Here is a 23,135-nt window from a genome sequence, read left to right as displayed (position 1 = left end):
CCACCGCCAGTCAGCGCCTCTCTCATCGCAGCCTCCCTGCCGGCATCGAGTACAGCAAGCGCACCGTCGCCTTGTCCGCCTCGCTCAGTTCGCGCACGCGTACCCGAGCGGCCATGATGTTCTCGCTGTCGCTCGCATGATCGAGCCCGAGCAGGTGTCCCACTTCGTGCAGCGCGATCGCGCGCATCTGCGGGGGCGTCACGGTCCCGCCGGCCGGGTGCTGGATCGCGAGCTGAATGTCGCTCGAGACCAGCCAATAGTTCGCGTCGCGACTCCAGACCGTCTTGCCGCTGATCCCATTGGCAAACTTGTCGAGGAAGCGGACGTGAATGTCGGCGAGCGATGAGTCGGCGGTGAAGGTGAACCGCACCGGAATGCCGGCTTGCGTCCACGTATCAAAGGCATCGCGCACCGCCGGCAGATAGTCGGCGTTCCACCCTTCGAGCCGCTCGGCTTCGCGCACGAACACCCGCAGCGGGCGGCCAACCCGGTCGGGCCAGCGGGCCATGACCGAATCGCGCGAGCGCAGCAACTCGCCGATGTAGGTGCCGTCGCTGCCGGCAAGTACGCGGCGGCGCATCTCGTCCGGCTCGAGCGACGGACGCTCGCCACCGTTGGCCAGCAGTGTCGCCGGCACCACGATCTCTTCGCCATGCTCGGGCGCGTGCGTCGGGCGCAGCACCGGACGCGGCATCCGTTCTCCGATCGCGCCGGCGGCCTCGTTGTGCACCGCACTGTTCCGCGTCGCCACGGCTTGCCCGCCAATGAAGCAGGCGAGTCCCACGACACAACAGGCGAGCAGCGTTTCGGCGGACTTCATCGGCGCACGGGGGCGAGCGTGGCAGCGAACGTCAGGAAGCGGCCGAACCCTCCGTGAGAAAGGCCTGCACCGCGGCGAAAAACGCGTCGGGGGCTTCCCAGAACGGGTTGTGGCCAGCATCAGCGATCGGCATCACGCGCGCGGTGGCCCCACCCGCCGCGAGGTGCGCCGCCGTGCGGGCCGCCTCCGACAGCGGCAGGACATCCGCCGCTCCGTGGACGACGAGTGTCGGCGCCCGGAGGTCACGCAGCCGGTCCGTCCAGTCATATCCCTCGCGCCGCAGGCGCGCGGCGACGGCGGCACCCGTCTGGCTGGTCCCCACGGGCGGCGTGACGTGGCGGGCAAAGCTCTGGTCCGCAAACCACGCGGGGAAGAAGGCCTGCGCGTACGCGGCATGCGCGGCGAGCTCCAGGCGTTCGAGGGCCCGCACATCACAGGCGGCCAGCGCGTCACGCTCGGCGCCCGCGAGGCGCGCCAGTGCCGCGTCGTGTAGCGGCGGCAGCCAGGCGCTGGTGATCCCCACGGCGTTGACGAGCACCAGCCGCTCGACATGCGCCGCGTCGAGCGCCGCCGCCAGCATGGCGATGCCGCCGCCCCAGGAATGCCCGAGGAGGGCCCACTGCTCGAGGTGCAACGCTTCGCGCAGCGCGACAACATCGCCGGCGTCGAACTCGATGCGCGAGGCCGCGTACCCCGGCGGCGCCTGCGACTGGCCACGCCCGCGCTGATCGTAGAAGACGAGTTGCCGCGTGGCCGCGAGCGGCGCCAGCGCCGGCCATAACAGACGATGGTCGAACAGCAGGCCGCCGTTGATGCAGAGAAGCGGGGGCGTGTCCGCAACGCGCGGTGTCCGATAGACCGCGAAGTCGAGCCCACGCGCATGCACCGTGAGCGACTCCAGCGGGGGGCGCGGGGGCAGGGTCCGACGAAACGCGAGATACCGCGCCAACGCGGACACGGCTACGGGACCCAGGGGGTGCAGGCCTCGGCCACCCGATTGGTGGCGATCAGTTCGTGCAGCGCTTCACCCAGCACACTGCTGCGGCGAGCGACCTCCTCCCACCGCTCGGCGCGCGCGCTGTCGGAGAGCGCATAGAAATCCTTCCGGTCGGGAATCTTGCCACCGGGCAGGGAGCGCACGAAGGCCGCACTCGGCGCAATGAGCAGCGTGCGCGAAAAGTTGGCCGCGCCCGCGCGTCGCCACCGCAGGGACTTGTCGAACCATCCCGGTACGATGTGCTCGTAGAAGTGCGGGAAGAGCACGAGTCCATCACCGGCGCCGTAGTCGAGATCCAGATGGTAGTCGGTCACGCCGCCATCCCAGTGCACGCCGGGCGTCTCGGGAATGCGCACGCCTTCAAGCAGGAGCGGAATCGATCCCGAGGCGAGCAACACGGCACGCGCATTCTCGCGCGTGAGCGGGCGATGCACCGTGGGCAGATCGCGCAGGTGCAGGAACGGCGACTCGTCGCCGGCGGCGTGAAAGATCGTGCGGCGGACCTGGAGCGCGAGTGTGCGGCGCGACACGACATTGGCGGCAGCGGCGAAGGCCAGCGCGGTGCCCAGCACCAGGCGCTGTGCACTGGCCGCCGCCCCGCGCGCCTCGGCGGTGATCACGTGCACGCGCAGCGTGGGATGCGCGAGAATCTCGTCCACGCCGCTGGCTCCCAGCAGATGATCGAGGCAGCGGGTGAGCACCTCGGTCACCTCGCGCGGACTCGGATGCTTTGAGTAGCGCTGGTGATGGATGTACGCCTCGTGCCCCCGCGCGAGCGCGGCGAGCGGATCACGCTGCCCGAGACACGCCAACCGCCACGAGCCGATCGAGCTGCCGATCCCGTGGAGCGGGCGGGTGCGTGGTGTCTGCAGGAAGGTGCCGAACAGATAGCGATCGAGGCCGGCGATACCGAGCCATTTGGCGCCACCCGACGCACCGGGGAGAATGTCCACGTCCTCCGCGCGCAGGCCACGCTCCCGCAGGATTGCGAGCGCCCGCGGACCGGCGCGCAACGTGAGCGGGCTGGCGCGCATCAGCGCACGGGCGATGCCACTCCGACACACTGCGCCGTGAGATCCCAGAGGCGCTTGCCGAGCTGTTCATCCTGCGCGCGTGCCGTGAGCGGCTGCGCGAACGCCGCGCGCCCTTCGCGCTGACGGTTGCCCCAGCTCCAGTGCACGCCGCTTTGCGCGCCGAACGCCGGATCGGCCACGACCTGCGCGAGCCGATCGCCCGCGAGCTCCTGCGTCACATAGCCCTTGGTGATGTTCTTCTGAAACCACGGGAAGATCACCTGGAAGGCGCGCGGCGTGTGGCGGAAGAGCGGCGTATCGGCCACACACCCCGGATACAGCGTGTTGAAGACGATGCCCGTGCGCGCGTGGTACCGGCGATGCAGTTCGCGGCCGGTGATCATGTTGCACAGCTTGCTGTCCTTGTACGCCTTGCCGGGCTTGAAGGCCTTGCCGTTGATCATCGCGATCGGCGCGCGGAAGCCCGCTTCGAGCCCTTCGAGATTCCCGAGGTCCGCGGGGGCCGGGATCGGGATCTTGCCGCCGAACTCCTCGTAGTTGGCCGTGACGGTGCCCAGGATGATCAGGCGGCGCGACGCGTGCGCGCTGGCCTCGAGATCGGGGAGGAGCAGGTTCGCCAGCAGAAAGTGGCCGAAGTGATTCGTGGCCACGCTGATCTCGTATCCCTCGGGAGACCGCGCCGGCTCGGTGAGGCGTGGCAGATAGACTGCCGCGTTGCACACCAGCGCATCGAGCGGACGCCCGAGCGCCCGGAAGGCCGCCACAAAATCGCGGACGCTCTGCTGCACGCCCAGATCGATGGGCAGTAGCGTGTGCGCCTCACTCGGGATCTGGAGCGCAGCCGCGGCCGCCTGCGCCTTGGCGAGGTCGCGGCAGGCCATGACGACGTGCCAGCCACGCCGGGCGAGCGCCGCGGCGCCGTAGAGGCCGACGCCCGAGGAGGCGCCGGTGATGATGACAGTCGGAGCGGACATGGATTGGGGAACGAGACAGTCGGGAATGAAAAACTTTCTGGGCGCGAGCGCCAGTTCCCGAGGCCGGATCCGGGGGCGTCGATATTCGGGACCGGGCGCTCCGGTTCAGCTTGCCTCTGGCTGCCCGGGCACCCATCGTGGACCATGTCCACGTCGATGAATGCCAATGCCCCAGCGGTGCGCCCTCGCGATGATGAACTGGACCTGTTTGGGCTGACGCACCCGGGCCGGGTCCGCACGGTCAATCAGGATCAGTTCCTCCTCTGCACGGTGCACCCGCAGGTGGTGGTCCATGGCACCAGCCTCGATCGGGACGCCATCGCCGCCCGCGGCGAACGGCTGGCGACGATCATGCTCGTGGCCGACGGCGTGGGCGGCAGTGTGGACGGCAGCGAAGCAAGCCGCCTGGCGACGATCGCGATCACCGAGTACTTCGCGTCCACCATGCGCTGCTGGCACACCGCAGGATCGGCCAGCGAGGAGGAGTTCACCTCGGCGCTATCGGCCGCCGCGCTCCAGGCCCATCGACGGGTCCGGGAGGAGTCGGCTGTGCAGTTCGACGGCCGCATCATGGCCACGACGCTCAGTGTGGCGATCGTGGTCTGGCCGTGGCTCTATGTCGTGCAGGTCGGCGACAGTCGATGCTATCACTACGCCAACGGCACCCTACGCCAGCTCACCCGCGATCAGACGCTGGCCCAGGAGCTGATCGACCGCGGCGCGCTCACGCGTGAACGCGCACAGCAGTCGCCGCTGCAGCACGTCCTCGCGAGCGCAATCGGCGCCGAGGAAGCGATGCCCGAGGTCACTCGGCTCGAAATCAGCGCCCGCGGCCACATCACGCTGGTGTGCAGCGACGGACTCACGAAGCACGTGACCGACGCCGAGATCGCCGCCGAGTGCGAGCGCATGACGAGCTCGCGGCAGCTGTGCGAGACGCTGCTGGCGATGGCGCTGGAGCGCGGGGGGACGGATAACGTGACGATTGTGGTGGGGCGGGCGAGACCGTAGTCACCCACAACCCACAACCAAAAACCCGGAACCCCAAACTGATCAGTTGAGGGTTCCGGGTTTTTGGTTGTGGGTTGTGGGTGACTAGGTAATGACTGTCGGCTCCGCTCTCCCCGTCAGCTCCACCAGCGTCGACACTGCCAGCGCGGCGAACACCAGATCACTGAGGGCGGCGGCGGTGTCCTGCGCCAGCATCTCGCTGCGCGTTTCGCGCGATTCGATATACACGCGAATCGTCGCGCCCTCGGTGCCGGTGCCGCTCAGGCGGAAGATGATGCGCGCGCCGTCGTCGAAGAGGATGCGTACGCCCTGGTTGCGGCTGACCGAGCCGTCCACGGGATCGGTATAGCTGAAGTCATCGGCAGCGCGTACGCGGCGGCCGCGCAGGGTGGCGCCGGGCAGGGTGGCGAACTGCCCGCGGAGATGCGCCATCACCGCGTTGGCCGCGTCGGTGGGCACCCCTTCGTAGTCGTAGCGCGTGTAGTAGTTCCGCCCGAAGCGCGCCCAGTGTTCGCGGACGATCTGCTCCACGCCTTCACCGCGGGCGGCGATGATGTTGAGCCAGAAGAGCACCGCCCAGACGCCGTCCTTTTCGCGCACGTGATTGGAGCCGGTGCCAAAGCTCTCTTCACCGCACAGAGTGATGCGGCCGGCGTCGAGCAGATTGCCAAAGAACTTCCAGCCGGTGGGCGTCTCGAAGCAGGGGATGCCGAGCGCGTCGGCGACGGCGTCCACGGCAGCGCTCGTGGGCATCGAGCGCGCCACGCCGGCAATGCCCTCGGCGTAGCCGGGGACCAGCGTCGCGTTGGCCGCGAGGACGGCGAGCGAGTCGCTCGGCGTGACAAAGAAGCGACGGCCCAGGATCATGTTGCGGTCGCCGTCGCCATCCGACGCCGCCCCGAAGTCGGGCGCGTGCGCGCCGAAGCACTCCTCCACGAGGTCGTGCGCGTAGGTCAGGTTGGGGTCGGGGTGGCCGCCGCCAAAGTCCGGGAGCGGCGTCGCGTTGATGACGGTGCCCGCGGGCGCGCCGAGGCGCCGCTCGAGCAGTTCCACGGCATACGGACCGGTGATGGCGTGCATCGCATCGAAGCGCAGCCGAAAGCCGCCGGCGATGAGCCGGCGAATGGCCGCAAAGTCGAAGAGGCGCTCCATGAGGGTCGCGTACGCCTCGACCGGATCGACCACGTCCAGCGTGATCGTGCCCACGGTGTGGGTGCCGATTGCATCGAGATCGAACGGGGGCAGCTCGGCGATCTTGTACGACGTCAGCGCCGCCGCGCGGGCCGCCACGGCGTTGGTGAACGACTCGGGCGCGGGGCCGCCGTTGGCGGTGTTGTACTTGATCCCGAAGTCGCCATCGGGCCCGCCGGGGTTGTGGCTCGCCGAGAGGATGATGCCGCCGGCCGCGCCTTGTCGAATGAGATGCGACGCCGCGGGGGTGGAGAGCAGGCCTCCGCGCCCGACCAGGATGTCGGTGACGCCATTCGCCGCCGCCATCGCGATGATCGTGCGCACCGCCTCGCGATTGTGAAAGCGCCCATCTCCGCCGATCACCAGCGTGCCGCCGGTGGGGATCTGCGCTTCGTCGAGCAGCGCCTGCACGAAGTTTTCGAGGTAGTGCGGCTGCTGGAAGACACGCGTCTTCTTCCGTAAACCGGACGTCCCCGGCCGCTGGTCAGCGAACGGGGACGTCGGGATGGTCTGAACGATCATCGGGAGCGACTGGAGGTTAGCGAACGCTTACGCCCACTTGAGGTCCACCTTGGTCAGCGGAATCTGGCGAACGCGCTTGCCGGTGGCCATGTGGATCGCGCCCATCAGCGCCGGAATGAACGGCGGCATGGCGGGCTCACCGATACCCGTGGGCGGGAAGGTGGTCTTCTTCCAGTGCACTTCCACGACCGGCGGCGCCTGCTTGAGGCGCAGCAGCGGGAAGTTGTTGAAGTTCGACTGATCGGCGCGGCCACCGGTGAAGGTGATCTCCTGACCGAGCGCCTGCGCGAGGGCGTCGAGCGCCGCGCCCTGCGACTGCGACTCGGCATGGTTGGGATTGATGATGTCGCTGCCGACATCGCCGACCACCCACACCTTGTCGACCTTGAGCTCACCAGCCTTGCTCACCGTGGCCTGCACCACCTCGGCGAAGTACCCGCGGTGCGAGTAGTAGAATGCCACGCCCATGCCGGTCCCCTTCGGCAGGCTCTTCCGGTTGTTCCATCCGGACACGTCGCGCGCCATCTCAAGCACGCCAATCACCCGCTGCGCGTCCATGAAGCCCGCCTGCTGCTGCGGCGTGAACTGCTGCAGCTGCGCGTCCGGCACCGGCGCCTTGAGCATATCGATCCGGTACTGCAGCGGATCCTGACCCGCGGCTTCCGCCACTTCGTCGATGAAGCCCTGGAACACGAACGACAGCGCGTTCGAGCGGGGCGCCCGAAGCGCGCCCGTCGGCACACCCAGCGGCATCAGCGACACGTCCATCTGGAAGTGCGGCACGAAGCGCGCGGGGTACTCGCCCGGGCCGATATCGGCGCTCGGCGCGAAACGCTCGCCTTCGCCAAAGGTGACGCTGTGATTGCGGAAGGCGATCAGCTTGCCGTTGGCATCGATGCCGGCGGTGAACTGGTGATAGCCACCGGGGCGATAGAAGTCGTGCTGGATGTCGTCTTCACGCGTCCAGAGGAGCTTCACCGGCACCTTGGCTTCGCGTGCGATCCACGCCGCTTCGACCATGTAGTCGTTGTTCAGGCGACGCCCAAAGCCACCACCGGCGCGCGTCATGTGCAGCGTGATCTGGTCTTCCTTGATGCCCAGCGTGTTCGCGACGAGCGTGCGACCCGCCTGCGGCGTCTGGGAGTTGGACCAGATCTCGAGCTTGTCGCCGACCATCTGGGCCGTGCAGTTCTGCGGCTCGAGCGGCGCGTGGGCAATGAACGGATAGCTGTACTCGGCCTTGATCGTCTTGGCCGCGCCCTTGATGGCCGTGGCGAAGTCGCCGTCCTTGCGCATGGTCCGATGCGGCGCCTGCGTGAACAGCTCGGCGGCCTTGGCGGCCATGCCGGCGCTCGACTGCTGCGCGGTGGGATGCTCCGCCCACTCCACCACCAGTTTCTTGCGCGCCTGCTGCACCATCCACCAGTTCTTGCCGATGATGGCCACGCCCGGCATGAGGCCGGTCAGCGCAGTGCCACCGTCCACAACGAACGCATGCGTCACGCCCGGCTGTGCCTTCACGACGTCGAGGTTGGCGCTCTTCACCTTGGCCGCGTACACCGGCGACTTCACGAATGCGGCGTAGTGCATCCCCGGCACGACCACGTCGATGCCGAACATCGGCTTGCCGGTGAGGATGCCCTTGAGGTCGTACGTCTTCTGCCGCGTACCGATGATGCGGAAGTTCTTCGCATCCTTGAGCGGCACGGTGTTGAGATCCGGGGCCGGCACGGCGGCCGCGGCTGCGGCGAGCGAACCGTACGTCGCGCGCTTCTTGCTCGCGGCATGCACCACCACGCCGGGCTCCGTCGTGAGCTCACTCACCGGCACGTTCCACTGCTGCGCGGCCGCGGCGAGCAGCATCTGGCGCCCGGCCGCACCGGCGCGGCGCATCGGCAACCAGTTGGTGGGCGTCGCGGTGGAGCCACCGGCGATCTGCGCCTGATACTTGGTCGGATCAAAGTCTGCCTGCTCGATGCGGACGTTCTTCCAGTCCACATCCAGCTCTTCGGCGATCAGCATCGGCAGCATCGTCTTGATGCCCTGGCCGATCTCCGGATTCTTGGCGGTGATCGTGACGATGTTGTCGGCGGTGATGCGGATGTACGCGCTCAGCATCGGGTCGGCCGCCGCGGTGCCCAGGCGTTCAATGGCCTCGAGCGGTTCGGCGTAGCTCGCGAGCAGGATGCCGCCGCCGGCGAGCGCGGTGACCTTGAGGAAGTCGCGGCGATTGACGCCGGGCAGCGTGTTGTCGGTCATGGTCATGGCCTCAATCCTCCTTGCCCGACTTGCCGCTCGCCGGCACCGCGGCCCCGCCAGCCTTGATCTCGGCGGCGCGATGGACAGCGGCGCGGATGCGCAGATACGTCGCGCAGCGGCAGAGGTTGGTGTTCAGCGCGTCGTCGATCTGCGCATCGGTGGGGTTCGGCGTCTTCGCCAGGAGCGAGGCCGCCGCCATCATCTGGCCGGCCTGACAGTAGCCGCACTGCGGCACATCGAGCTCCTCCCACGCCTGCTGCACCGCATGCGCGCCATCGGGCGAGAGCCCCTCGATGGTCGTGACCTCGGCACCCGCCGCGCGCGATACCGGCATGGTGCAGGTGCGCTGGGCGACGCCGTTCACGTGCACCGTGCACGCGCCACAGCGCGAGACGCCGCAGCCGAACTTCGTGCCTTTGAGATCGAGTTCATCGCGGAGCACCCACAGCAGGGGCATCTCGGGCGGAACGTCCACCGTGCGGGACTTGCCGTTGACCTTGAGCGTGATCGGCATGGACGGGATATCGGCGGGATGAGGAGGGAAACCTGCAACCTGCGAAAGTTCGCCCGGGGCGGGCGGGACCGCCATGGGAGGGGGGAGGGGCTCGGACGTCAGAGGGAACCGGACGTCCGAGGCGGGATCGGGGCCCGGAGGTCAGAAACGGGGCGTCGGCCGGTTCTGGGGCGGGGCGTTTAGCGCTCGGGCGCCCGTTTTCCGCTGAACCACAGCGCGTCATTGTCGTCGCGCATCTCCAGGGTCACGCTGCCGCCGCTCAGGGTGAAGGTGAGCTGCAGGTCCGGCTTGAGCACCTCATAGATCTCGCCGCCGGCGTACACCTCAGCCGCTTCGAACAGCCCCACCGTGAACAGGTTCCGCCCCGTTCGCATGAGCGCGAAGGTGTTGAAGTACCCATCGTTCGGGTCGAAGCGGGCCTTGAGTCCGCCGTCGGCGTAGGTGACGATGAGCTTGCCCATCGCCTTGCCCAGCGAATCGAGCACATAGGTGCCGACATACGGTCGCGCCTCCGCTTCCGGTAGCTTCTCCGAAAGCGTGGGCGTGACCTGAAAGGGGACGGTCAGCCGCATCCGCGCCCATTGCATCGCCAGCGTCCCACCGCGGGCGCTGACCGACGGAAACGAGAAGGTCAGCACCTCCTCGGTCGTGGCGGCGCGCGGGTTCGCGCGCACCGGCACACGCAGCTGGGTGTCGTTGGGCTTGGGATGCTCGGTGTGAAACTGCTTCCATTTCGGATCGAGCAGCATCGTCCAGGTGGAGTCGCGCGAGACGATCATCCAGATGCCGTACTTGCCCTTGGGGACGGCGACGCCACCCATGGTGACATCCCGGTCGACGTCCAGCACCGTGGCGTAGTTGGCACCGGGCGTCCACACCTCGCCCCACTGCACCGCCTTGGTGCCGAAGACGACGGTGCGTCCGCGCAGCCGCGGGCGCGAGTACGTGACCCGCAGCGTGGTGCCGTCCACGGTCTGGGCGATCGATTGCAGTTCGCTCGCGCGAATCTGGGCGTCGCTCGACGTGAGCGGGGTGCTGAGCGCGACGCTGACCATCAGCGCCTGCAGGGTGGTACGGCCAGGCAGGTGCATGATCATCCGAATTGGGCGTCGATGGCTTCGCGGATCTCGTCGAGGGTCTTGCCGGCCTTGGCGAGGCGGACCGCGACGCGCCCCTCGCCCTGACAGATGGGGCAGATCTTGGCCATCGCGTTCTCGGTCTCGTAGCAGCTGAGGAGGGAGTAGTGCGTCTCCACCAGCAGCGCACAGCCGCAATGACAGCCGATGCCGTCCACGATGTGGGGGATCTCGCGAATCCCATCGAAGAGCGCGATCAGCCCCGGAGATTTCGTGAGCTCCGCCGCGGTGAGCACTTTGGCCGCGGTGATTCCCTTGCGCGGCGTTGGATGGAACGGCGCCCCGGCCTGCTGCGCCTGCACGCGTCGCCACGGAAAGACACCGGCCAGCAGCGAGGCCGCCGCCGTGAGCAGCGCTCGGCGGCGACTGATTGCCATTGGGTTCATCAACACACTCCACGGTCGGGGCCGAGGGGAATGTCCGCCGCGTCCCGTTCGCTCGCAAGCCGCGGACGATTCAGCCGCGATTGAGGAACCAGGTCACCGCGGCAATCGTCGCGATGGCGGCGAAGGCGAGGCCGAGCACGGTGAGCCCCGAGCGTGCGGTGGAGTGCACCGGCGTGTCGGGTGGGGTCGGCGCCGGGGGCGCCGCCGGAGCAGGGGGCGCAGGCGTTTCGAGCGGCGGTGCCGCCGCCGGCCGGACGGCCGTGAAGGCGCCGCTGATGTGCGCGGTCTGCGTGAGCTCGTCGAGCGTCTTCACGATGGTGGACGCCGAGGCCAGCCGCCGATTCGGATCCTTTTCGAGGCAGCGCATGATGACCTCGGCCAGCGAGGGCGCGAGTTCCGGGCGCTTCTCGAGAATCGGCACCGGGGCATCGGAGACCTGCGCGGCGAGGGTCGCGCGCAAGGAATCGCGCAACAGCGGCGGCGCACCGGTGAAGAGCTCGTACGCCACGCAGCCGAACGCGTAGATGTCTGCCCGATGATCGACGACCGTGGCCGACACGATCTGCTCGGGCGCCATGTAGGCTGGAGTCCCGAGGACGGTGCTCGTCGTGGTGACGCGCTTCCCATCAGGGCCAATCGTGGCCGCATTGTCGAGCGCCTTTGCGACGCCAAAGTCGGCGATCATGGAGACGCCGTCGCTCAACAACATGTTTTCGGGCTTGATGTCCCGATGCACGATGCCGCGACTGTGCGCGTACGCCAACGCCGAGGCGAGCTCGCGCAGCAGGCGCAGCACGTCGCTCATGGCGAGGGCTTCGCGCTGCAGCAGGTCGCGCACCGACTGCCCTTCCACGAAGGGCATGCTGAACCACCGGAGTTCACCGCGGTTGTCGAGCGTCACCGTCCCGGCGTTGAGCAGCGGCACGAGATGCGGATGCTGGAGCCGCGCCACGAACAGGATCTCGCGCCGGAACCGTTCGGCGTCGACGCCCCGTGACACATCGGGGGGGAGCACCTTGAGCACGACGCGCCGCTCGAGGGCGATCTCCGTCGCCAGAAAGACCCGGGCGCTGCCGCCTCCGCGCAGCTCGCGATCGAGGAGGAAGGTCTCCCCCAGATGGCGCTGCAGTTGCTCTCGCAGATCGAAGGTCGGTGGCGAGGCGGACATTGGGAAAAAGGTAGCCAATGGTCGGGACTGCTTCCATGGCTGAAACGGTGAAGGGGCGCCGAAAGTCGGCGCCCCTTGGATCATCCATGTGACGTATCGCACTACGCGGTGACGTACGTCACCGGAACCCCATTCAGGCCATGCGCTTACGGCGCAGCAGCAGGAGCCCGCCCAGCCCCGACGCCATCAGCAGGTACGTCGACGGCTCCGGGACCACGCTGGTGACCCCCGGGCCGACGCCGATGCTCGTCGTTTCCGGGCCACCCGACGCGTTGGTGATGTTTGCCCCCACGCCGATCGACGCGGCCGGACTGGCGGTCAGCGCGGTCTGAAACGCGGCCGCATCGGGGCCGCTCAGCCCGAACAAGAAGCCGAAGTTGCCAACACCGCTGAGGGTGTTGGTCAGGGTGATCGGGCTGGGCAGGTTCTGGCTGCTGAACACCTGGGCCCCCGCGCTGCTGTACAGACGCACGACGAGGTTGTTCACCGTGATCGTGTTGTCGTTGCCCGGCTCGACCGCGTTGAGGAAGAGACGGAAGTTGCTGCCGGTGAGGCCGGGAAACGCCGAGACGGGCTGAATTTGCGTCTGACTGGCGCCGGTCCCGACACCGACGTTCGCAAAACCGCAGGTGGCTGTGCCATCGGGCGCCACGCAGCCGCTTTCGCTGGTGGTATTGCCCGAGCTCTGCAGCGTGAGCACGGTGGCGACGGCGCCGAGTCCGCCGCCGGTGGCGGCTGACTGTCCAAGCAGCGTGAGCTGCGCTTCCGCGCGCAGCGGGAGCACGATGCACGCCGCGAGTGCGGCGAACGAGGAAAGACGGTACTGCATGGGAAACTCCAGCAACGGGGGAGGAACGCGGACCGGCGTCCGCACGGCAGGTATCTCTCCCGACGTTGCAAGCGATGCGCCGCCTCTAGCGCCGCAGGTGATGGCGACCAAACGCCGGTGCATGGTGATGCATGCACCACGTCATGCGGTGTTGCGTGAGCGCGTGTTCATGTTCGGCGCGCGCGCCGCACGTGATTCGTGCACGGCAGCAATGCGTCGGCGGCAGCGTAGTCCCCGTGCGTCACCGCATGACGGGTCGGTGCATGCATTCGCCGGAATGAGCAGGGAAAGCCCGACACCCCCGAGCCCGCCGCGATGGCATGATTGACCTGTTCCCACCCGCACCTCCCCAGGGGCTTCCTCCGGGAAATGACCATGACGTCTGGTCTCTCGCCTGATCGCGAGCTCGCGCGCCTCCGACGGGTCTTGAAGCTCGAGTCCGCCGGCACGTGGGAGTGGGACCTGCGCACGCAGCGGATGTCGTGGGATCACGGGCACCGCGTGTTGTTTGGGGTGAGCGACACCGCGCGGATCACCCCCGAGTTCTTCCTCTGGCTGCTGCATCCGGACGATCGCGCCCATGTGGAGGCCGTGTTCGACGAGGCGCTGCGCACGCGACACGAATACAGCGTCGAGTACCGCATCAACCGACCGGTGGACGGGCAGCAGCGCTGGATCGAGGCCCGCGGGCGGATCGAGTTCGATGGCGATACGCCGGTGCGCGCGGCCGGCATCGTCATGGACGCCACAGAGCGGCGTCAGCGGCAGCAGGACGCCGACGTGCAACGCGAGCTGCGCGTCTATCATGCCGAGCAGTTCGCCTTGCTCTTCGACAAGAATCCGGTCCCGATGCTGGTGCTCGAGCGCGAATCGTTGCGGATCCTGGAGGTCAACGAAGCGGCGGTGGCGGCGTATGGCTGGACGCGCGACGAGTTCCTGCAGCTCACGGCGCTGGACATTCGCCCGGCCGAAGATCGGGCCGCGTTTCTCGAGCACCGGTATGTGGAGCAGCCGCGGACCGACGCCCGCGTGCGGCACTGCACGAAGGATGGCGCCATCCGGATCGTGCATGTCGTGGCCAGCGACATGGAGTGGGAAGGCCGGCCGGCGCGGCTGGTGATTGCCCGCGATGAGACCGAACGGGTGCGGCTCGAGGCGGCGGCGCAGGAGGCGAGCAAGCTGGAGGCGATGGGGCAACTCGCCGGTGGCATTGCCCATGACTTCAACAACCTGCTCACGGTGCTCATCGGCGCGGTGGAGTTCGCGCGCCAGCATAAGCAGGCGCCGGGCGAGCTGGATCACGATCTCAATGACATCGAGATCGCGGCGGCGCAGGCGCGCGCGCTCGTGGCCCAGCTGCTCGCCTTCAGCAAGCGGCAAACGTTCCAGATCCGCGCTCCACCTGAACGAACTGCTGCGTCGCATCACCCCCATGCTGCGGCGGGTCGTGGGCGACCGGGTGCCGGTGGAGGTCACGCTCGCGACCGAGGATCCCACGATTCAGGGCGACGCCGGACTCATCGGACAGGTGCTCCTCGCGCTCATCTTCAATGCACGGGATGCGTGTCTGGCGGTGCCGGCGGCACAGGCACCCTCGATCACCATCACCACGCGGCACGTGGTGCACCAGCCGGAAGAACAGACGGAGTGGCCGGGACTCACGCTCGGGCCCTGCGTCGAACTCGAGGTGTCCGACACCGGGAGTGGCATGAGCCCCGCGGTGCTCGCGCGGGCCTTCGAACCGTTCTTCACCACCAAGCCGGTCGGCAGCGCCCATGGCCTCGGGCTCTCCACGGTGCATGGCATCATGCAGCAGCTCGGTGGGGCCGTGGAGCTCACCTCCCAACTCGGCATGGGGACCACGGTCCGGCTCCGCTTCCCCGAGCAGATCGAGATGGCGCCGCGGCGCATGTCGGGATCACAACCGGCGATTGCGGAGCCGCAGGGCACCGCCCTGCTCGCCGAAGACGAGCCGGCCGTGCGCACCGCGATCCGACGGATGCTCCAAGTCCTCGGCTTTCGCGTGGTCGAGGCCGGTGATGGTGCGGAAGCACTCGCGACCTGGCGCGAGCACCGTGAGGAGATCGACGTGATCGTCACCGACATCCGGATGCCGCGCATGAGCGGGCCGGAGTTCGCGAAGGCGGTGCGGGCGCACACGCCGACGTTTCCGATCGTGTTTGCGTCGGGCTATGCCGACGAAGGGCTCGCCGAGGCGACCGCGTTCGATCAGTTCCTCGACAAGCCCTTCACCAGTGCGCGGCTCAGAGAAGCGCTGGCGGCAGTGCGCGGGCAAGCGCCCTGAAGAGCGCCTGCAGCGCGTCGAGCACCGGCTGGCTCAGCATGGTCATCGGCGCCGCCGGCGCCTCAGGCATGTGATGATGGCTGTGGTCCATCCCGCCGCCCACGGACGCGCCGCTGGCAAACCCGGTCATCGCCCCGGTTATCGGGTCGTGCTGCATGACGGCACCGGCGGTGACGGTCGGCTGCGGGAGGTCGGGGAGGAACCCCACCGCCGGGCCACCCATGTTCTCGATCCCCATCTGCACCGACATGGTGCGCCACGCCGCCACGCTCATCACCTCGGTGGTGTCGTCGCGATACGCCCGCGCCGCCTTGAGAATCTCGGCGCGCTTGCGGTCGCGCGGCACCGCCGGATTCGCGAGGATGTCGGACACCACATCGTGCATCGAGTGCAAGTTGTCGAAAATGATCGACGCCTCGGGGTACCGTTCCGCGAAGCGCGGCGCAACGGCCACCGTCATGGGCATCTGATGCGGGAGCGTGTTCGGCGCGTCGGTGAGCATCTGGAAGAAGCGCGCGACCGTGGCCCGGATCATCGCTTGCTTGTCGACAGGGCTCTGGCCGCGCATCAGCGGTTCGTAGAGCCCCATCTGCAGCCAGTGATACGCCCAGATCAGCCCGTTGAACTTGGGATACGTCCTGCGGAAGGCGAGCGAATATGGCTGCTCCTGCATCAGGCGCATCGTCTTGGGCTTGCTGCTGAAGGCGAGATCCGGACGCGAGCGATAGTAGCGGATCAGGCGCGCGACCTCGGCGTCCCGCGCCGCCCACGTAAGTCGCTCATCGGCGAGGACATCGTACAGCTGCCGATGGAGCAGGTGCGCCCAGTCGAACATCACCTTCGCCTCCGGCGCCAACCGTGCATAGCGCGGCTCGATCGCTGCCTCTTCGAGCGGCAGGCGAGGCGGATTGAGCAGAATGCGTCGCGTGAGCTGATCGTAGCGGCGCTGCTCCAGTTCGCTCACCGGCGCGCGCGGCTTGCCCCAGAGCGTTTCGTACAGAATCGCATGGCCAAAGTCGAACGCGTTGAACAGACGGTCGGCGCTGGCGTAGTGGGTGCGGAACTGCCAGTTGTGCGACGCCGGCAGGTAGAACTGCTCGTACGTCGTGGACCACTGGGCCGAGAGCGTGCCGGCAGTCCCGTGCAGGGCCGCCGCGAGGCCCACGCCAAGGCCGATGGCGCGGTGCAGTCGATGCATTGGTGCCATGATCAACGTCCTCCGCGGGGAAGGCCAACCGCGATAGCCGCGCCGCTGGTCAGAAACCAGCCGGGATCATCACCGCGCAAGCGATAGCCGGCGCCCGCATCGAACGCGATACGGGGGCTCAGCTGATAGCGGACGCCGCTGGCGGCATCCCAGCGCGTGGCCGCGAGGCGCTCCAACGGCTGGCTGGCCACTAGCTCGGCGGTGAGCAGCGCCGAGTGCAGCGCGAGCGTGTGGTCGATGGCGAGCCCGCCCATCCACCGGGTAAACTCGGCGTTGGCGGGCGCGTGCGTGGTGACGTTGGTCAGCGGCGCGACGTCGCTGGCGTTGGCGAAGGTGATCTGCGCATTGGCGTGCAGGCGCGCCCACGGCCACGTTCGGGTGGCAATCGCCTTGAGACTCGGAATGGCGCGTGCCGGCGCGAGTCCGCCCACCGGGAGCACGACCTCACCGGCGATGGCCAGCGCCGGCCACTGCGTTTCGGCGTTCAGGTTATAGAGCGCACGGACATCGAGTCCGCCGAGCGCACTGATGCGCGTGCCCGCGCGCGATTCGGCGTGCACCAGCGGCAGACCGATCTCGAGTTGCGTTCGCGGAAGCAGCCCGAGGGCGAGTTCGGGCTCGAGCCCCCAGCGATACGCGCCGGCGCGCGGACGCTCCAGGCGCAGCGGCGCGACCTGCAGTTCGAGCGCACGTCGCTCGATCGCGTACGCATCCTCGACGCGTATCGGGCGACCGGCGTCGGTGTTGTAATAGTCGGTTTGGGCAAACCCCACGCGTGGGGCGCCCGCAAGGAGGAGTGTGCCAAGCGCGCATGCGCCCAGCGCCACCGTGATTCGGGATGGCATGATTCCACCGCCGTGAGATCGCACGGCGAACGACACGAGAGACAGGAGGCCGGCGCGATGCCGGCAGGACACCAGGGCGGTGTCAGCCTCTCGGTGGCGGCGGCTCCGGCGCGACCAGCGCCCAATGCGGCGCGTCGGCGACAAACGTTGGCAACGTGGTCGCGTGGCCGACCGTCACGACTTCGATCGTGGGCAACGCGGACGTGATCACGTTCATCGAGCACGCCATGGCCATCGGGCAGCTCGCACTCGGCGTGTGGTGCTGCGGCGCCGGTGTCTCGGTGGATCGCGCCTGCTCATACGTCTGCTGAGGCGCGTGGTGGTGCGCATGCGCGTCGGGCACGGGCACGTCAGCGAGTGAGACGCCCGCCGGCTGGACCGTCCGCTCACACGACGCCGATGCCGCCATCCATGACGTGTGCATCATGAGCACGCCGCAAAGGATGGCGCCGAGCCGACGGAGGAGAGCGAAGCGAACGCGCGTGCGGCGCAACCTAAGCGGCGCCGCCGGGATTGCCCATGGGTCGATTTACCGCTTGGTCGTCACGCGGATCACCCCGTTGGCGCCGCGGAGGCCGTACTCGGCGGTCGAGACGGCATCCTTCAACACTTCGATGCGGGCGACATCGCGCGGGTTGATCGCCAACAAGCCTCCGGTGCCACTCGCCAGTGGTGTGCCATCCACTACATAGAGGGGTTCACTCGCGCCATGCAGCGTGGTCTGGCCACGGATGCGGACCTGAATCCCGCCCGGCGCATTGAAGACCTCGACGCCCGGAAAGCGACCGGCGAACAGCTCCTCGACCCGCGTGACACGCTGGCTCCCGAAATCCTTTTCGGTGAGGGTCTGGCTGGCGCCGGCGGTCTTGCCGGACGGCTCGGGATCCGGGTCGTACGGGACATGCCCGCACGCGCCGGCGGCCGCGAGCAGCAGCATGTGCGACCAGCGAGCAGGTCTCGCCGTTGATGGACGCGATGTGCGGAACGGCATGCGACCTCCAGTCGGGCGGGGGCGGCGGACCACCACGAGGTCCTCTGATGAAAGACGGCGTCGCTCGTCATGATGTTCCAGAAGCTTAGCTTGACAACCATTGTTAAACCATACAAATTGATTTCATGAGCGTCTCCAAGTCCGACATGTTCGGCCGCGCCGACACCGCGCAGCCCGCGCTCCCCGGAACGTATGGCGAAGCGCCCCCCGGCTACCGACTTCCGCAGGCGTTGCGCCTCGGACCGGTGCATCTGCAGGTCTCGAACCTCGACCGCTCGCTCAACTGGTACCAGGTGGTGCTTGGGCTGCGGGAACTCGCACGCGCCGGCGATCTGGTGACTCTTGGCGCGGCGGACGGCACCCCACTGGTCATCCTCGAGCGTCGGCCCGGCACGCGCCCCATTCGCCCCGGTTCGCGCTTGGGGCTGTATCACTTCGCCATTCTGCTCCCCAGTCGCGCCGAACTCGGGAAGTTCGTACAGCATCTGGCGGCGCTTGGTGCGCGCGCGGGCTCCAGTGATCACCTCGTGTCCGAGGCGCTCTATCTGCAGGACCCCGACGGCCTGGGGATTGAGGTGTACCGCGACCGTGCGCGTTCCGACTGGCAGCGCATGGCCAGGGAACTCATGATGGCCACCGACCCCCTCGACGTTCAGGGGGTGCTCGCGGCTGCCCAGGGCGAACCGTGGAGCGGTATGCCCGCCGGCACGGTGATGGGCCATCTGCATCTCCACGTCGGCGACATCGCGCTCGCCGAGCGGTTCTATCATGCCGCGTTCGGCTTCGACAAGATGGTCTGGCGCTATCCCGGGGCGCTCTTCCTTGCGGCCGGTGGCTATCACCATCACCTCGGCACCAACACCTGGGCGCAAGGCGCCCCCGCGCCCAGCGAGACTGATGCCCGGCTCGATCACTGGACGGTCGTGCTGCCGACGGCCGCGGACGTGGCCGCGGTGCGGGCAAGCCTGGAGTCGGCAGGGTTTGGCGCGGACGGCGCGCTGTGGCGCGACCCGTGGGGAACCGGGCTCCGGGTGGCCGTTCCGACGTTGGCGTCCCGCTAACCTCGGCGTTTTTCCATAGGGCCCTCTTTCCCGGACTTGCGAGATAGGGGGATGGGGTATACTATTCGTTCAGGCTTGATACCCCCACTCCCTATCTGAACGGAGGCTCCCATGGAAAATCTTACGCTCACGCTTGGCGGCATGTCGTGCGGCCACTGTGTCCGCGCGGTCGACGAGGCGCTCAAGGCGGCCGACGGGGTGACCGTCGAGAACGTCGCGGTGGGCAGCGCGACGCTGCAGTACGATCCCGCGAAGATCACGCCGGCGCAGATCGCGTCGCTGGTGGAAGCGGAGGGCTACAAGGTGCTCTCCACCTCGTCCTCCAAGAGCCGCGTCATCGCGTAACGCCCGGCGTTGCGTCTCGGCGCGACGCGCGAGAGATCGATCATGGAAACCCTTCGTCTCCCGGTGACCGGGATGACCTGCGCGGCGTGCTCGTCGCGCGTGCAGCGAGTGCTGCAAAAGCAGCCGGGCGTGACTGAGGCGTCGGTCAACCTCATGATGAAGAGCGCCACGGTGCAGTACGATCCGGCGGCGGTCTCGCCGGACGCGTTGGTGCAGGTGATTGAGCGCGCCGGCTATGGCGCGTCCCTCGCGAATCCCGATCAGACCGCCTTCGAAGAACAGGAGGCGCGCGATCGGGCGAACGCGGCGGAGTACCGCGAGCTGCGTACGAAGGCGCTGGTGAGCGGTGTGATCGGCGTGCTGGCGATGCTCGTGAGCATGCCGCTCATGTCCCAGCTCGCGGGCGCGCATGCGCACGGCGTGGTGGCGGATCCGTTCATGCGCTGGAGCATGACGGCGCTCGATCCGGCGCTGCGGGCGGTCATGCCGTGGCTCTACACGATCCCGGCTGGCGCACTCACGTGGGCGCTGCTCGCGATCACGCTCGTGGTGATGGGGTGGGCCGGACGGCACTTCTACACACGGGCGTGGGCGGCACTGCGCCACGGCGCGGCCGACATGAACACGCTGGTGAGCGTCGGTACGCTCGCGGCGTTCGCGTACTCCACGGTGGCGACGGTCGCCCCCGGCTTCTTCGTGAGTCGCGGTGTGGCCCCCGATGTGTACTACGAAGCGGTGATCATCATCATCGCGCTCATTCTCACCGGCAACATGTTCGAGGCGCGCGCCAAGCAGCGCACGTCGCTGGCGTTGCGGGCCCTCGTGGATCTGCAGCCCAAGACTGCGCGGGTCGAACGCTTTGGCGAAGCGGTGGACGCGCCGATCGATACCGTGGAGCCGGGCGAGATCATCCTGGTCCGTCCGGGCGAACGCGTGCCGGTGGACGGCGAGCTGGTGAGCGGCGAGAGCGCCGTAGACGAAAGCATGCTCACCGGCGAGTCGCTGCCGGTGGCCAAGCAGGTCGGCGATCGCGTCATTGGCGGCACCATCAATCGCACCGGGGCCTTCCGGTATCGCGCCACGACGCTGGGCGCCGACAGCGTGCTCGCGCAAATCGTGAAGCTCATGCGCGATGCGCAGGGCAGCCGCGCGCCCATTCAGGCGCTTGCCGATCGGATCAGCGGCATCTTCGTGCCGGTGGTGATCGGTCTCGCGCTGCTCACGTTTGCGGTCTGGTATCTCGCGGCTGATGACGCACCGCTGGTGCGCGCGTTCGCGAGTGCGGTGGCGGTGCTGATCATCGCCTGCCCGTGCGCGATGGGGCTGGCGGTGCCCACGGCGGTGATGGTGGCGAGCGGGAAGGGCGCCGAGCTCGGCGTGCTGATCAAGGGGGGGGAAGCGTTGCAGCGCGCCGGCGACATCACCACGGTGGTGCTTGACAAGACCGGCACGGTCACCGAGGGCAAGCCCACGGTCACCGATGTCGTGCTGGTTCCGGAGTCGCCGCGCGATCGCGACACCCTGTTGCGGCTGACGGCCTCGCTCGAGGCGTCGAGCGAACATCCGCTCGCCGACGCGATCGTGCGCGCGGCGCGCGACGCCGGTCTCGCGCTCGAGGCGGTGGACGGCTTTCAGTCCGTCACCGGACGCGGCGCGCAGGGCGTGGTGGGCGAGGCGGCCCTGGCGGTGGGGAATGCGGCGTTTCTCCGCGACTGGGGCGTCGAGACCACCGCGCTCGAAGGGGAGGCGTCGCGTCTCGCGGCCGATGGCAAGACGGCGATGTTCGTGGCGATTGATGGCGCGCTGGCGGGCGTGATCGCCGTCGCCGATCCCATTCGGCCCACGTCGGTCGATGCCATCCGTCGTCTCAAGGCGATGGGGCTCACCGTGGTCCTGCTCACCGGTGACCACGAGCGCACCGCGCAGGCGATCGGCGCCCGCGCCGGCGTGGATCGTGTGGTGGCCGGCGTGTTGCCCGATGGCAAGGTGGCGGAGGTGAAGCGGTTGCAGGACGCCGGCGCCGTCGTGGCCATGGTGGGTGATGGTATCAATGACGCGCCGGCCCTGGTGCAGGCCGATGTCGGCATGGCGATCGGCAGCGGCACCGATGTGGCCATGGAAGCCGGCGACCTCGTGCTCATGCGCGGCGACCTGATGGGGGTGGTGCGAGCCATCGCGCTCGCGCGGCGCACGATGCGCACCATGCGCCAGAACCTCTTCTGGGCCTTCATCTACAACGTGATCGGTATCCCGATCGCGGCCGGCGCCTTGTACCCCGCCTTCGGGCTGCAGCTCTCGCCAATTCTCGCCAGCGCGGCGATGGCCTTCAGTAGTGTCAGTGTGGTGAGCAACTCCCTGCGGCTCCGCCGCGCGACGTTCGCCTGATCGCGCACCATCCTCTCATCCCGGACCGGCCTTCGACGTATGACAACGGAAACTCCTGATGCTTTTCACGCGGCCTGTGGCTGCGCATCGCCCCCGTCCGGCGACGCGCGCAAGGCGGTGGCCGTGGACCCCGACATCAAGGCCCGCAACGCCAAGCGCCTCCGGCGGATCGAGGGGCAAGTCCGAGGGCTGCAGCGCATGGTGGAGGAAGACCGCTACTGTGCGGACATCCTGACCCAGATCGCGAGTGTGCACGAAGCGCTGCGAAGCGTGGGGAAGGAGCTCATGCGCAATCACCTCAAGCACTGCGCGAGTGATGCCATTCGCAAAGGCCCCGACGAAGCCGCGCAGATGTATGATGAGTTGGTGGAGATGATCTACCGCACGCAGCGATGACACGAGGGTTCGGTGCGGTGGCCGCGTTGTGGGTGTGTTGCGCTCCCCCACTCGCGGCACAGACTGATAGCGTGCGTCTGGTGCCCATCGCCCGGCGGGAAGTGGTGGCGTTGTCGGCCTTCACGGCGACCAGCCTCGCGCTGCTGCCGTTCGACCGTCGTCTGGCGCACCGTCTGGCCATGAATCCGGCGCGCCCGGGCACCGGCGCGCGCTGGGCCGATCGGATCGCGACGATCGGCGACCCGGGCAGTGTGCTCGTCGCCGGCAGCGCGCTGCTGGTGGGATACGGCCTGCGTCGGCCGACCGTGGCGGATGTAGGGCGGCATCTGAGCGAGGCCATCATGCTGTCCGGCACGCTCACCGCTGGCGCCAAGGTGCTGATCGGTCGTGTGCGACCCCGTACCGCCGGTCTCGACGCGCCCTTCATGTTCACGCCGCTCCGCCCGAGTGGTGGCCATGTCTCCTATCCCTCGGGGCATACCAGCGCGGCATTCACAACGGCGGCGGTGCTTGAGGGAGAGCTCGCGCATTCCAGGTATGCCGCACGCCATCAGGGATGGGCGACCACCGGCCGCGTCGCGCTCTACACGGCCGCGGCTGCCGTCGGCACCGCGCGCGTGATCCAGCGCGCGCATTGGACGAGTGATGTGGTGGCCGGGGCCGGGCTCGGGATCGCGAGTGGGTGGTGGGCCGTGCGGATGGGGCACCGACCACGCGCACGAGTCGCGAACGCGGCGCGCTGAACGTTTCGCGCTGAAC

22 protein-coding genes and 2 pseudogenes are annotated in these 23,135 nt (G+C 68.3%); 9 read left to right on the top strand and 15 right to left on the bottom strand.

Translation table 11 applies throughout. The features are described 5' to 3' along the window. Positions 1–22: 22 nt before the first annotated feature. The 4 genes from K2R93_11300 to K2R93_11285 are packed head-to-tail and all read right to left on the bottom strand — an operon-like array spanning position 23 to position 3,825. Entirely contained in the window at positions 23–820 is a 798-nt protein-coding gene (locus K2R93_11300) for a matrixin family metalloprotease (protein ID MBY0490416.1), read from the bottom strand. A gap of 31 nt (positions 821–851) precedes the next feature. Beyond that, the gene (locus K2R93_11295; GenBank protein MBY0490415.1) at positions 852–1,778 is read right to left on the bottom strand and encodes an alpha/beta hydrolase; all 927 of its coding nucleotides are present in this window, start codon (positions 1,776–1,778) and stop codon (positions 852–854) included. A gap of 2 nt (positions 1,779–1,780) precedes the next feature. Then, positions 1,781–2,851: a patatin-like phospholipase family protein gene (locus K2R93_11290; protein MBY0490414.1), complete on the bottom strand. Its 1,071-nt coding sequence runs from the start codon at positions 2,849–2,851 to the stop codon at positions 1,781–1,783. Next, a complete protein-coding gene (locus K2R93_11285) occupies positions 2,851–3,825 on the bottom strand; it encodes a protochlorophyllide reductase (GenBank protein ID MBY0490413.1) in 975 nt (324 codons plus the stop codon). Before K2R93_11285 ends, K2R93_11290 begins: the two co-directional genes overlap by 1 nt. A gap of 144 nt (positions 3,826–3,969) precedes the next feature. On the opposite strand from K2R93_11285, the gene K2R93_11280 reads away from it, so the two are divergent. Beyond that, positions 3,970–4,836: a protein phosphatase 2C domain-containing protein gene (locus tag K2R93_11280; protein ID MBY0490412.1), complete on the top strand. Its 867-nt coding sequence runs from the start codon at positions 3,970–3,972 to the stop codon at positions 4,834–4,836. 84 nt (positions 4,837–4,920) lie between these two features. On the opposite strand, the gene K2R93_11275 is transcribed toward K2R93_11280, so the two are convergent. The 7 genes from K2R93_11275 to K2R93_11245 all read right to left on the bottom strand — a co-directional run bounded on the left by K2R93_11275 (position 4,921) and on the right by K2R93_11245 (position 12,841). After that, positions 4,921–6,546: an alpha-D-glucose phosphate-specific phosphoglucomutase gene (locus K2R93_11275; protein ID MBY0490411.1), complete on the bottom strand. Its 1,626-nt coding sequence runs from the start codon at positions 6,544–6,546 to the stop codon at positions 4,921–4,923. Positions 6,547–6,576: 30 nt separating this feature from the next. Then, positions 6,577–8,814, bottom strand: coding sequence for a molybdopterin-dependent oxidoreductase (locus K2R93_11270; GenBank protein MBY0490410.1), 2,238 nt, complete (start codon positions 8,812–8,814; stop codon positions 6,577–6,579). A 4-nt stretch (positions 8,815–8,818) separates the two neighbouring features. Continuing rightward, the gene (locus K2R93_11265; GenBank protein ID MBY0490409.1) at positions 8,819–9,322 is read right to left on the bottom strand and encodes a (2Fe-2S)-binding protein; all 504 of its coding nucleotides are present in this window, start codon (positions 9,320–9,322) and stop codon (positions 8,819–8,821) included. Between the two features lie 179 nt (positions 9,323–9,501). Beyond that, positions 9,502–10,413: a DUF2911 domain-containing protein gene (locus K2R93_11260; protein ID MBY0490408.1), complete on the bottom strand. Its 912-nt coding sequence runs from the start codon at positions 10,411–10,413 to the stop codon at positions 9,502–9,504. 2 nt (positions 10,414–10,415) lie between these two features. Further along, positions 10,416–10,835 carry a hypothetical protein gene (locus tag K2R93_11255; GenBank protein MBY0490407.1) on the bottom strand — a complete coding sequence of 140 codons (420 nt, stop codon included), beginning with the start codon at positions 10,833–10,835 and terminating at the stop codon, positions 10,416–10,418. Positions 10,836–10,914: 79 nt separating this feature from the next. Next, positions 10,915–12,012 (bottom strand): serine/threonine protein kinase, encoded by a 1,098-nt coding sequence (locus K2R93_11250; protein ID MBY0490406.1) that lies wholly within the window; start codon positions 12,010–12,012, stop codon positions 10,915–10,917. A 133-nt stretch (positions 12,013–12,145) separates the two neighbouring features. Next, positions 12,146–12,841, bottom strand: a complete 696-nt coding sequence (locus K2R93_11245) for a PEP-CTERM sorting domain-containing protein (protein MBY0490405.1) — start codon at positions 12,839–12,841, stop codon at positions 12,146–12,148. A 369-nt stretch (positions 12,842–13,210) separates the two neighbouring features. Here K2R93_11245 and K2R93_11240 point away from each other — a divergent pair. The 3 genes and pseudogenes from K2R93_11240 (at position 13,211) to K2R93_11230 (ending at position 15,146) form a co-directional block, all read left to right on the top strand. Beyond that, positions 13,211–13,612 (top strand): annotated as a pseudogene (locus K2R93_11240) (PAS domain-containing protein). A gap of 315 nt (positions 13,613–13,927) precedes the next feature. Next, a pseudogene (locus tag K2R93_11235) lies at positions 13,928–14,221 on the top strand (hybrid sensor histidine kinase/response regulator). A gap of 52 nt (positions 14,222–14,273) precedes the next feature. Then, complete coding sequence (locus K2R93_11230) at positions 14,274–15,146, top strand: response regulator (GenBank protein MBY0490404.1); 873 nt, start codon at positions 14,274–14,276, stop codon at positions 15,144–15,146. On the opposite strand, the gene K2R93_11225 is transcribed toward K2R93_11230, so the two are convergent. The 4 genes from K2R93_11225 to K2R93_11210 all read right to left on the bottom strand — a co-directional run bounded on the left by K2R93_11225 (position 15,106) and on the right by K2R93_11210 (position 18,189). Then, entirely contained in the window at positions 15,106–16,353 is a 1,248-nt protein-coding gene (locus K2R93_11225; GenBank protein MBY0490403.1) for a hypothetical protein, read from the bottom strand. The genes K2R93_11230 and K2R93_11225 overlap by 41 nt on opposite strands. A 2-nt stretch (positions 16,354–16,355) precedes the next feature. Continuing rightward, complete coding sequence (locus K2R93_11220; GenBank protein ID MBY0490402.1) at positions 16,356–17,198, bottom strand: hypothetical protein; 843 nt, start codon at positions 17,196–17,198, stop codon at positions 16,356–16,358. 82 nt (positions 17,199–17,280) lie between these two features. Next, positions 17,281–17,625, bottom strand: coding sequence for a hypothetical protein (locus K2R93_11215; GenBank protein MBY0490401.1), 345 nt, complete (start codon positions 17,623–17,625; stop codon positions 17,281–17,283). 102 nt (positions 17,626–17,727) lie between these two features. Next, the gene (locus K2R93_11210; protein ID MBY0490400.1) at positions 17,728–18,189 is read right to left on the bottom strand and encodes a TonB-dependent receptor plug domain-containing protein; all 462 of its coding nucleotides are present in this window, start codon (positions 18,187–18,189) and stop codon (positions 17,728–17,730) included. Positions 18,190–18,314: 125 nt separating this feature from the next. Here K2R93_11210 and K2R93_11205 point away from each other — a divergent pair, with 125 nt between their 5' ends. The 5 genes from K2R93_11205 (at position 18,315) to K2R93_11185 (ending at position 23,119) form a co-directional block, all read left to right on the top strand. Beyond that, entirely contained in the window at positions 18,315–19,250 is a 936-nt protein-coding gene (locus K2R93_11205) for a VOC family protein (GenBank protein MBY0490399.1), read from the top strand. 111 nt (positions 19,251–19,361) lie between these two features. After that, positions 19,362–19,595, top strand: a complete 234-nt coding sequence (locus K2R93_11200; protein MBY0490398.1) for a cation transporter — start codon at positions 19,362–19,364, stop codon at positions 19,593–19,595. 42 nt (positions 19,596–19,637) lie between these two features. Further along, entirely contained in the window at positions 19,638–21,980 is a 2,343-nt protein-coding gene (locus K2R93_11195) for a heavy metal translocating P-type ATPase (protein ID MBY0490397.1), read from the top strand. Positions 21,981–22,019: 39 nt separating this feature from the next. Further along, positions 22,020–22,376: a metal-sensitive transcriptional regulator gene (locus K2R93_11190; protein MBY0490396.1), complete on the top strand. Its 357-nt coding sequence runs from the start codon at positions 22,020–22,022 to the stop codon at positions 22,374–22,376. Positions 22,377–22,447: 71 nt separating this feature from the next. Beyond that, on the top strand, positions 22,448–23,119 hold the full coding sequence (locus K2R93_11185) for a phosphatase PAP2 family protein (protein MBY0490395.1): 672 nt from the start codon (positions 22,448–22,450) through the stop codon (positions 23,117–23,119). The last annotated feature ends 16 nt before the right edge of the window (positions 23,120–23,135 follow it).

The sequence above is a fragment of the Gemmatimonadaceae bacterium genome (assembly GCA_019752115.1).
Lineage (GTDB): Bacteria > Gemmatimonadota > Gemmatimonadetes > Gemmatimonadales > Gemmatimonadaceae > Gemmatimonas.
Note: the sequence above shows the minus strand (reverse complement) of the source record. Positions and strands in the feature narration are given on the sequence as shown.

Coding starts and splice junctions, on each gene's coding strand:
- K2R93_11280 (MBY0490412.1), top strand. CDS start 3,970: ATGTCCACGTCGATGAATGCCAATGCCCCAGCGGTGCGCCCTCGCGAT.
- K2R93_11215 (MBY0490401.1), bottom strand. CDS start 17,625: ATGATGCACACGTCATGGATGGCGGCATCGGCGTCGTGTGAGCGGACG.
- K2R93_11230 (MBY0490404.1), top strand. CDS start 14,274: ATGCTGCGGCGGGTCGTGGGCGACCGGGTGCCGGTGGAGGTCACGCTC.
- K2R93_11255 (MBY0490407.1), bottom strand. CDS start 10,835: ATGGCAATCAGTCGCCGCCGAGCGCTGCTCACGGCGGCGGCCTCGCTG.
- K2R93_11225 (MBY0490403.1), bottom strand. CDS start 16,353: ATGGCACCAATGCATCGACTGCACCGCGCCATCGGCCTTGGCGTGGGC.
- K2R93_11195 (MBY0490397.1), top strand. CDS start 19,638: ATGGAAACCCTTCGTCTCCCGGTGACCGGGATGACCTGCGCGGCGTGC.
- K2R93_11210 (MBY0490400.1), bottom strand. CDS start 18,189: ATGCCGTTCCGCACATCGCGTCCATCAACGGCGAGACCTGCTCGCTGG.
- K2R93_11270 (MBY0490410.1), bottom strand. CDS start 8,814: ATGACCATGACCGACAACACGCTGCCCGGCGTCAATCGCCGCGACTTC.
- K2R93_11250 (MBY0490406.1), bottom strand. CDS start 12,012: ATGTCCGCCTCGCCACCGACCTTCGATCTGCGAGAGCAACTGCAGCGC.
- K2R93_11200 (MBY0490398.1), top strand. CDS start 19,362: ATGGAAAATCTTACGCTCACGCTTGGCGGCATGTCGTGCGGCCACTGT.
- K2R93_11290 (MBY0490414.1), bottom strand. CDS start 2,851: ATGCGCGCCAGCCCGCTCACGTTGCGCGCCGGTCCGCGGGCGCTCGCA.
- K2R93_11245 (MBY0490405.1), bottom strand. CDS start 12,841: ATGCAGTACCGTCTTTCCTCGTTCGCCGCACTCGCGGCGTGCATCGTG.
- K2R93_11285 (MBY0490413.1), bottom strand. CDS start 3,825: ATGTCCGCTCCGACTGTCATCATCACCGGCGCCTCCTCGGGCGTCGGC.
- K2R93_11260 (MBY0490408.1), bottom strand. CDS start 10,413: ATGCACCTGCCTGGCCGTACCACCCTGCAGGCGCTGATGGTCAGCGTC.
- K2R93_11190 (MBY0490396.1), top strand. CDS start 22,020: ATGACAACGGAAACTCCTGATGCTTTTCACGCGGCCTGTGGCTGCGCA.
- K2R93_11220 (MBY0490402.1), bottom strand. CDS start 17,198: ATGCCATCCCGAATCACGGTGGCGCTGGGCGCATGCGCGCTTGGCACA.
- K2R93_11205 (MBY0490399.1), top strand. CDS start 18,315: ATGAGCGTCTCCAAGTCCGACATGTTCGGCCGCGCCGACACCGCGCAG.
- K2R93_11300 (MBY0490416.1), bottom strand. CDS start 820: ATGAAGTCCGCCGAAACGCTGCTCGCCTGTTGTGTCGTGGGACTCGCC.
- K2R93_11265 (MBY0490409.1), bottom strand. CDS start 9,322: ATGCCGATCACGCTCAAGGTCAACGGCAAGTCCCGCACGGTGGACGTT.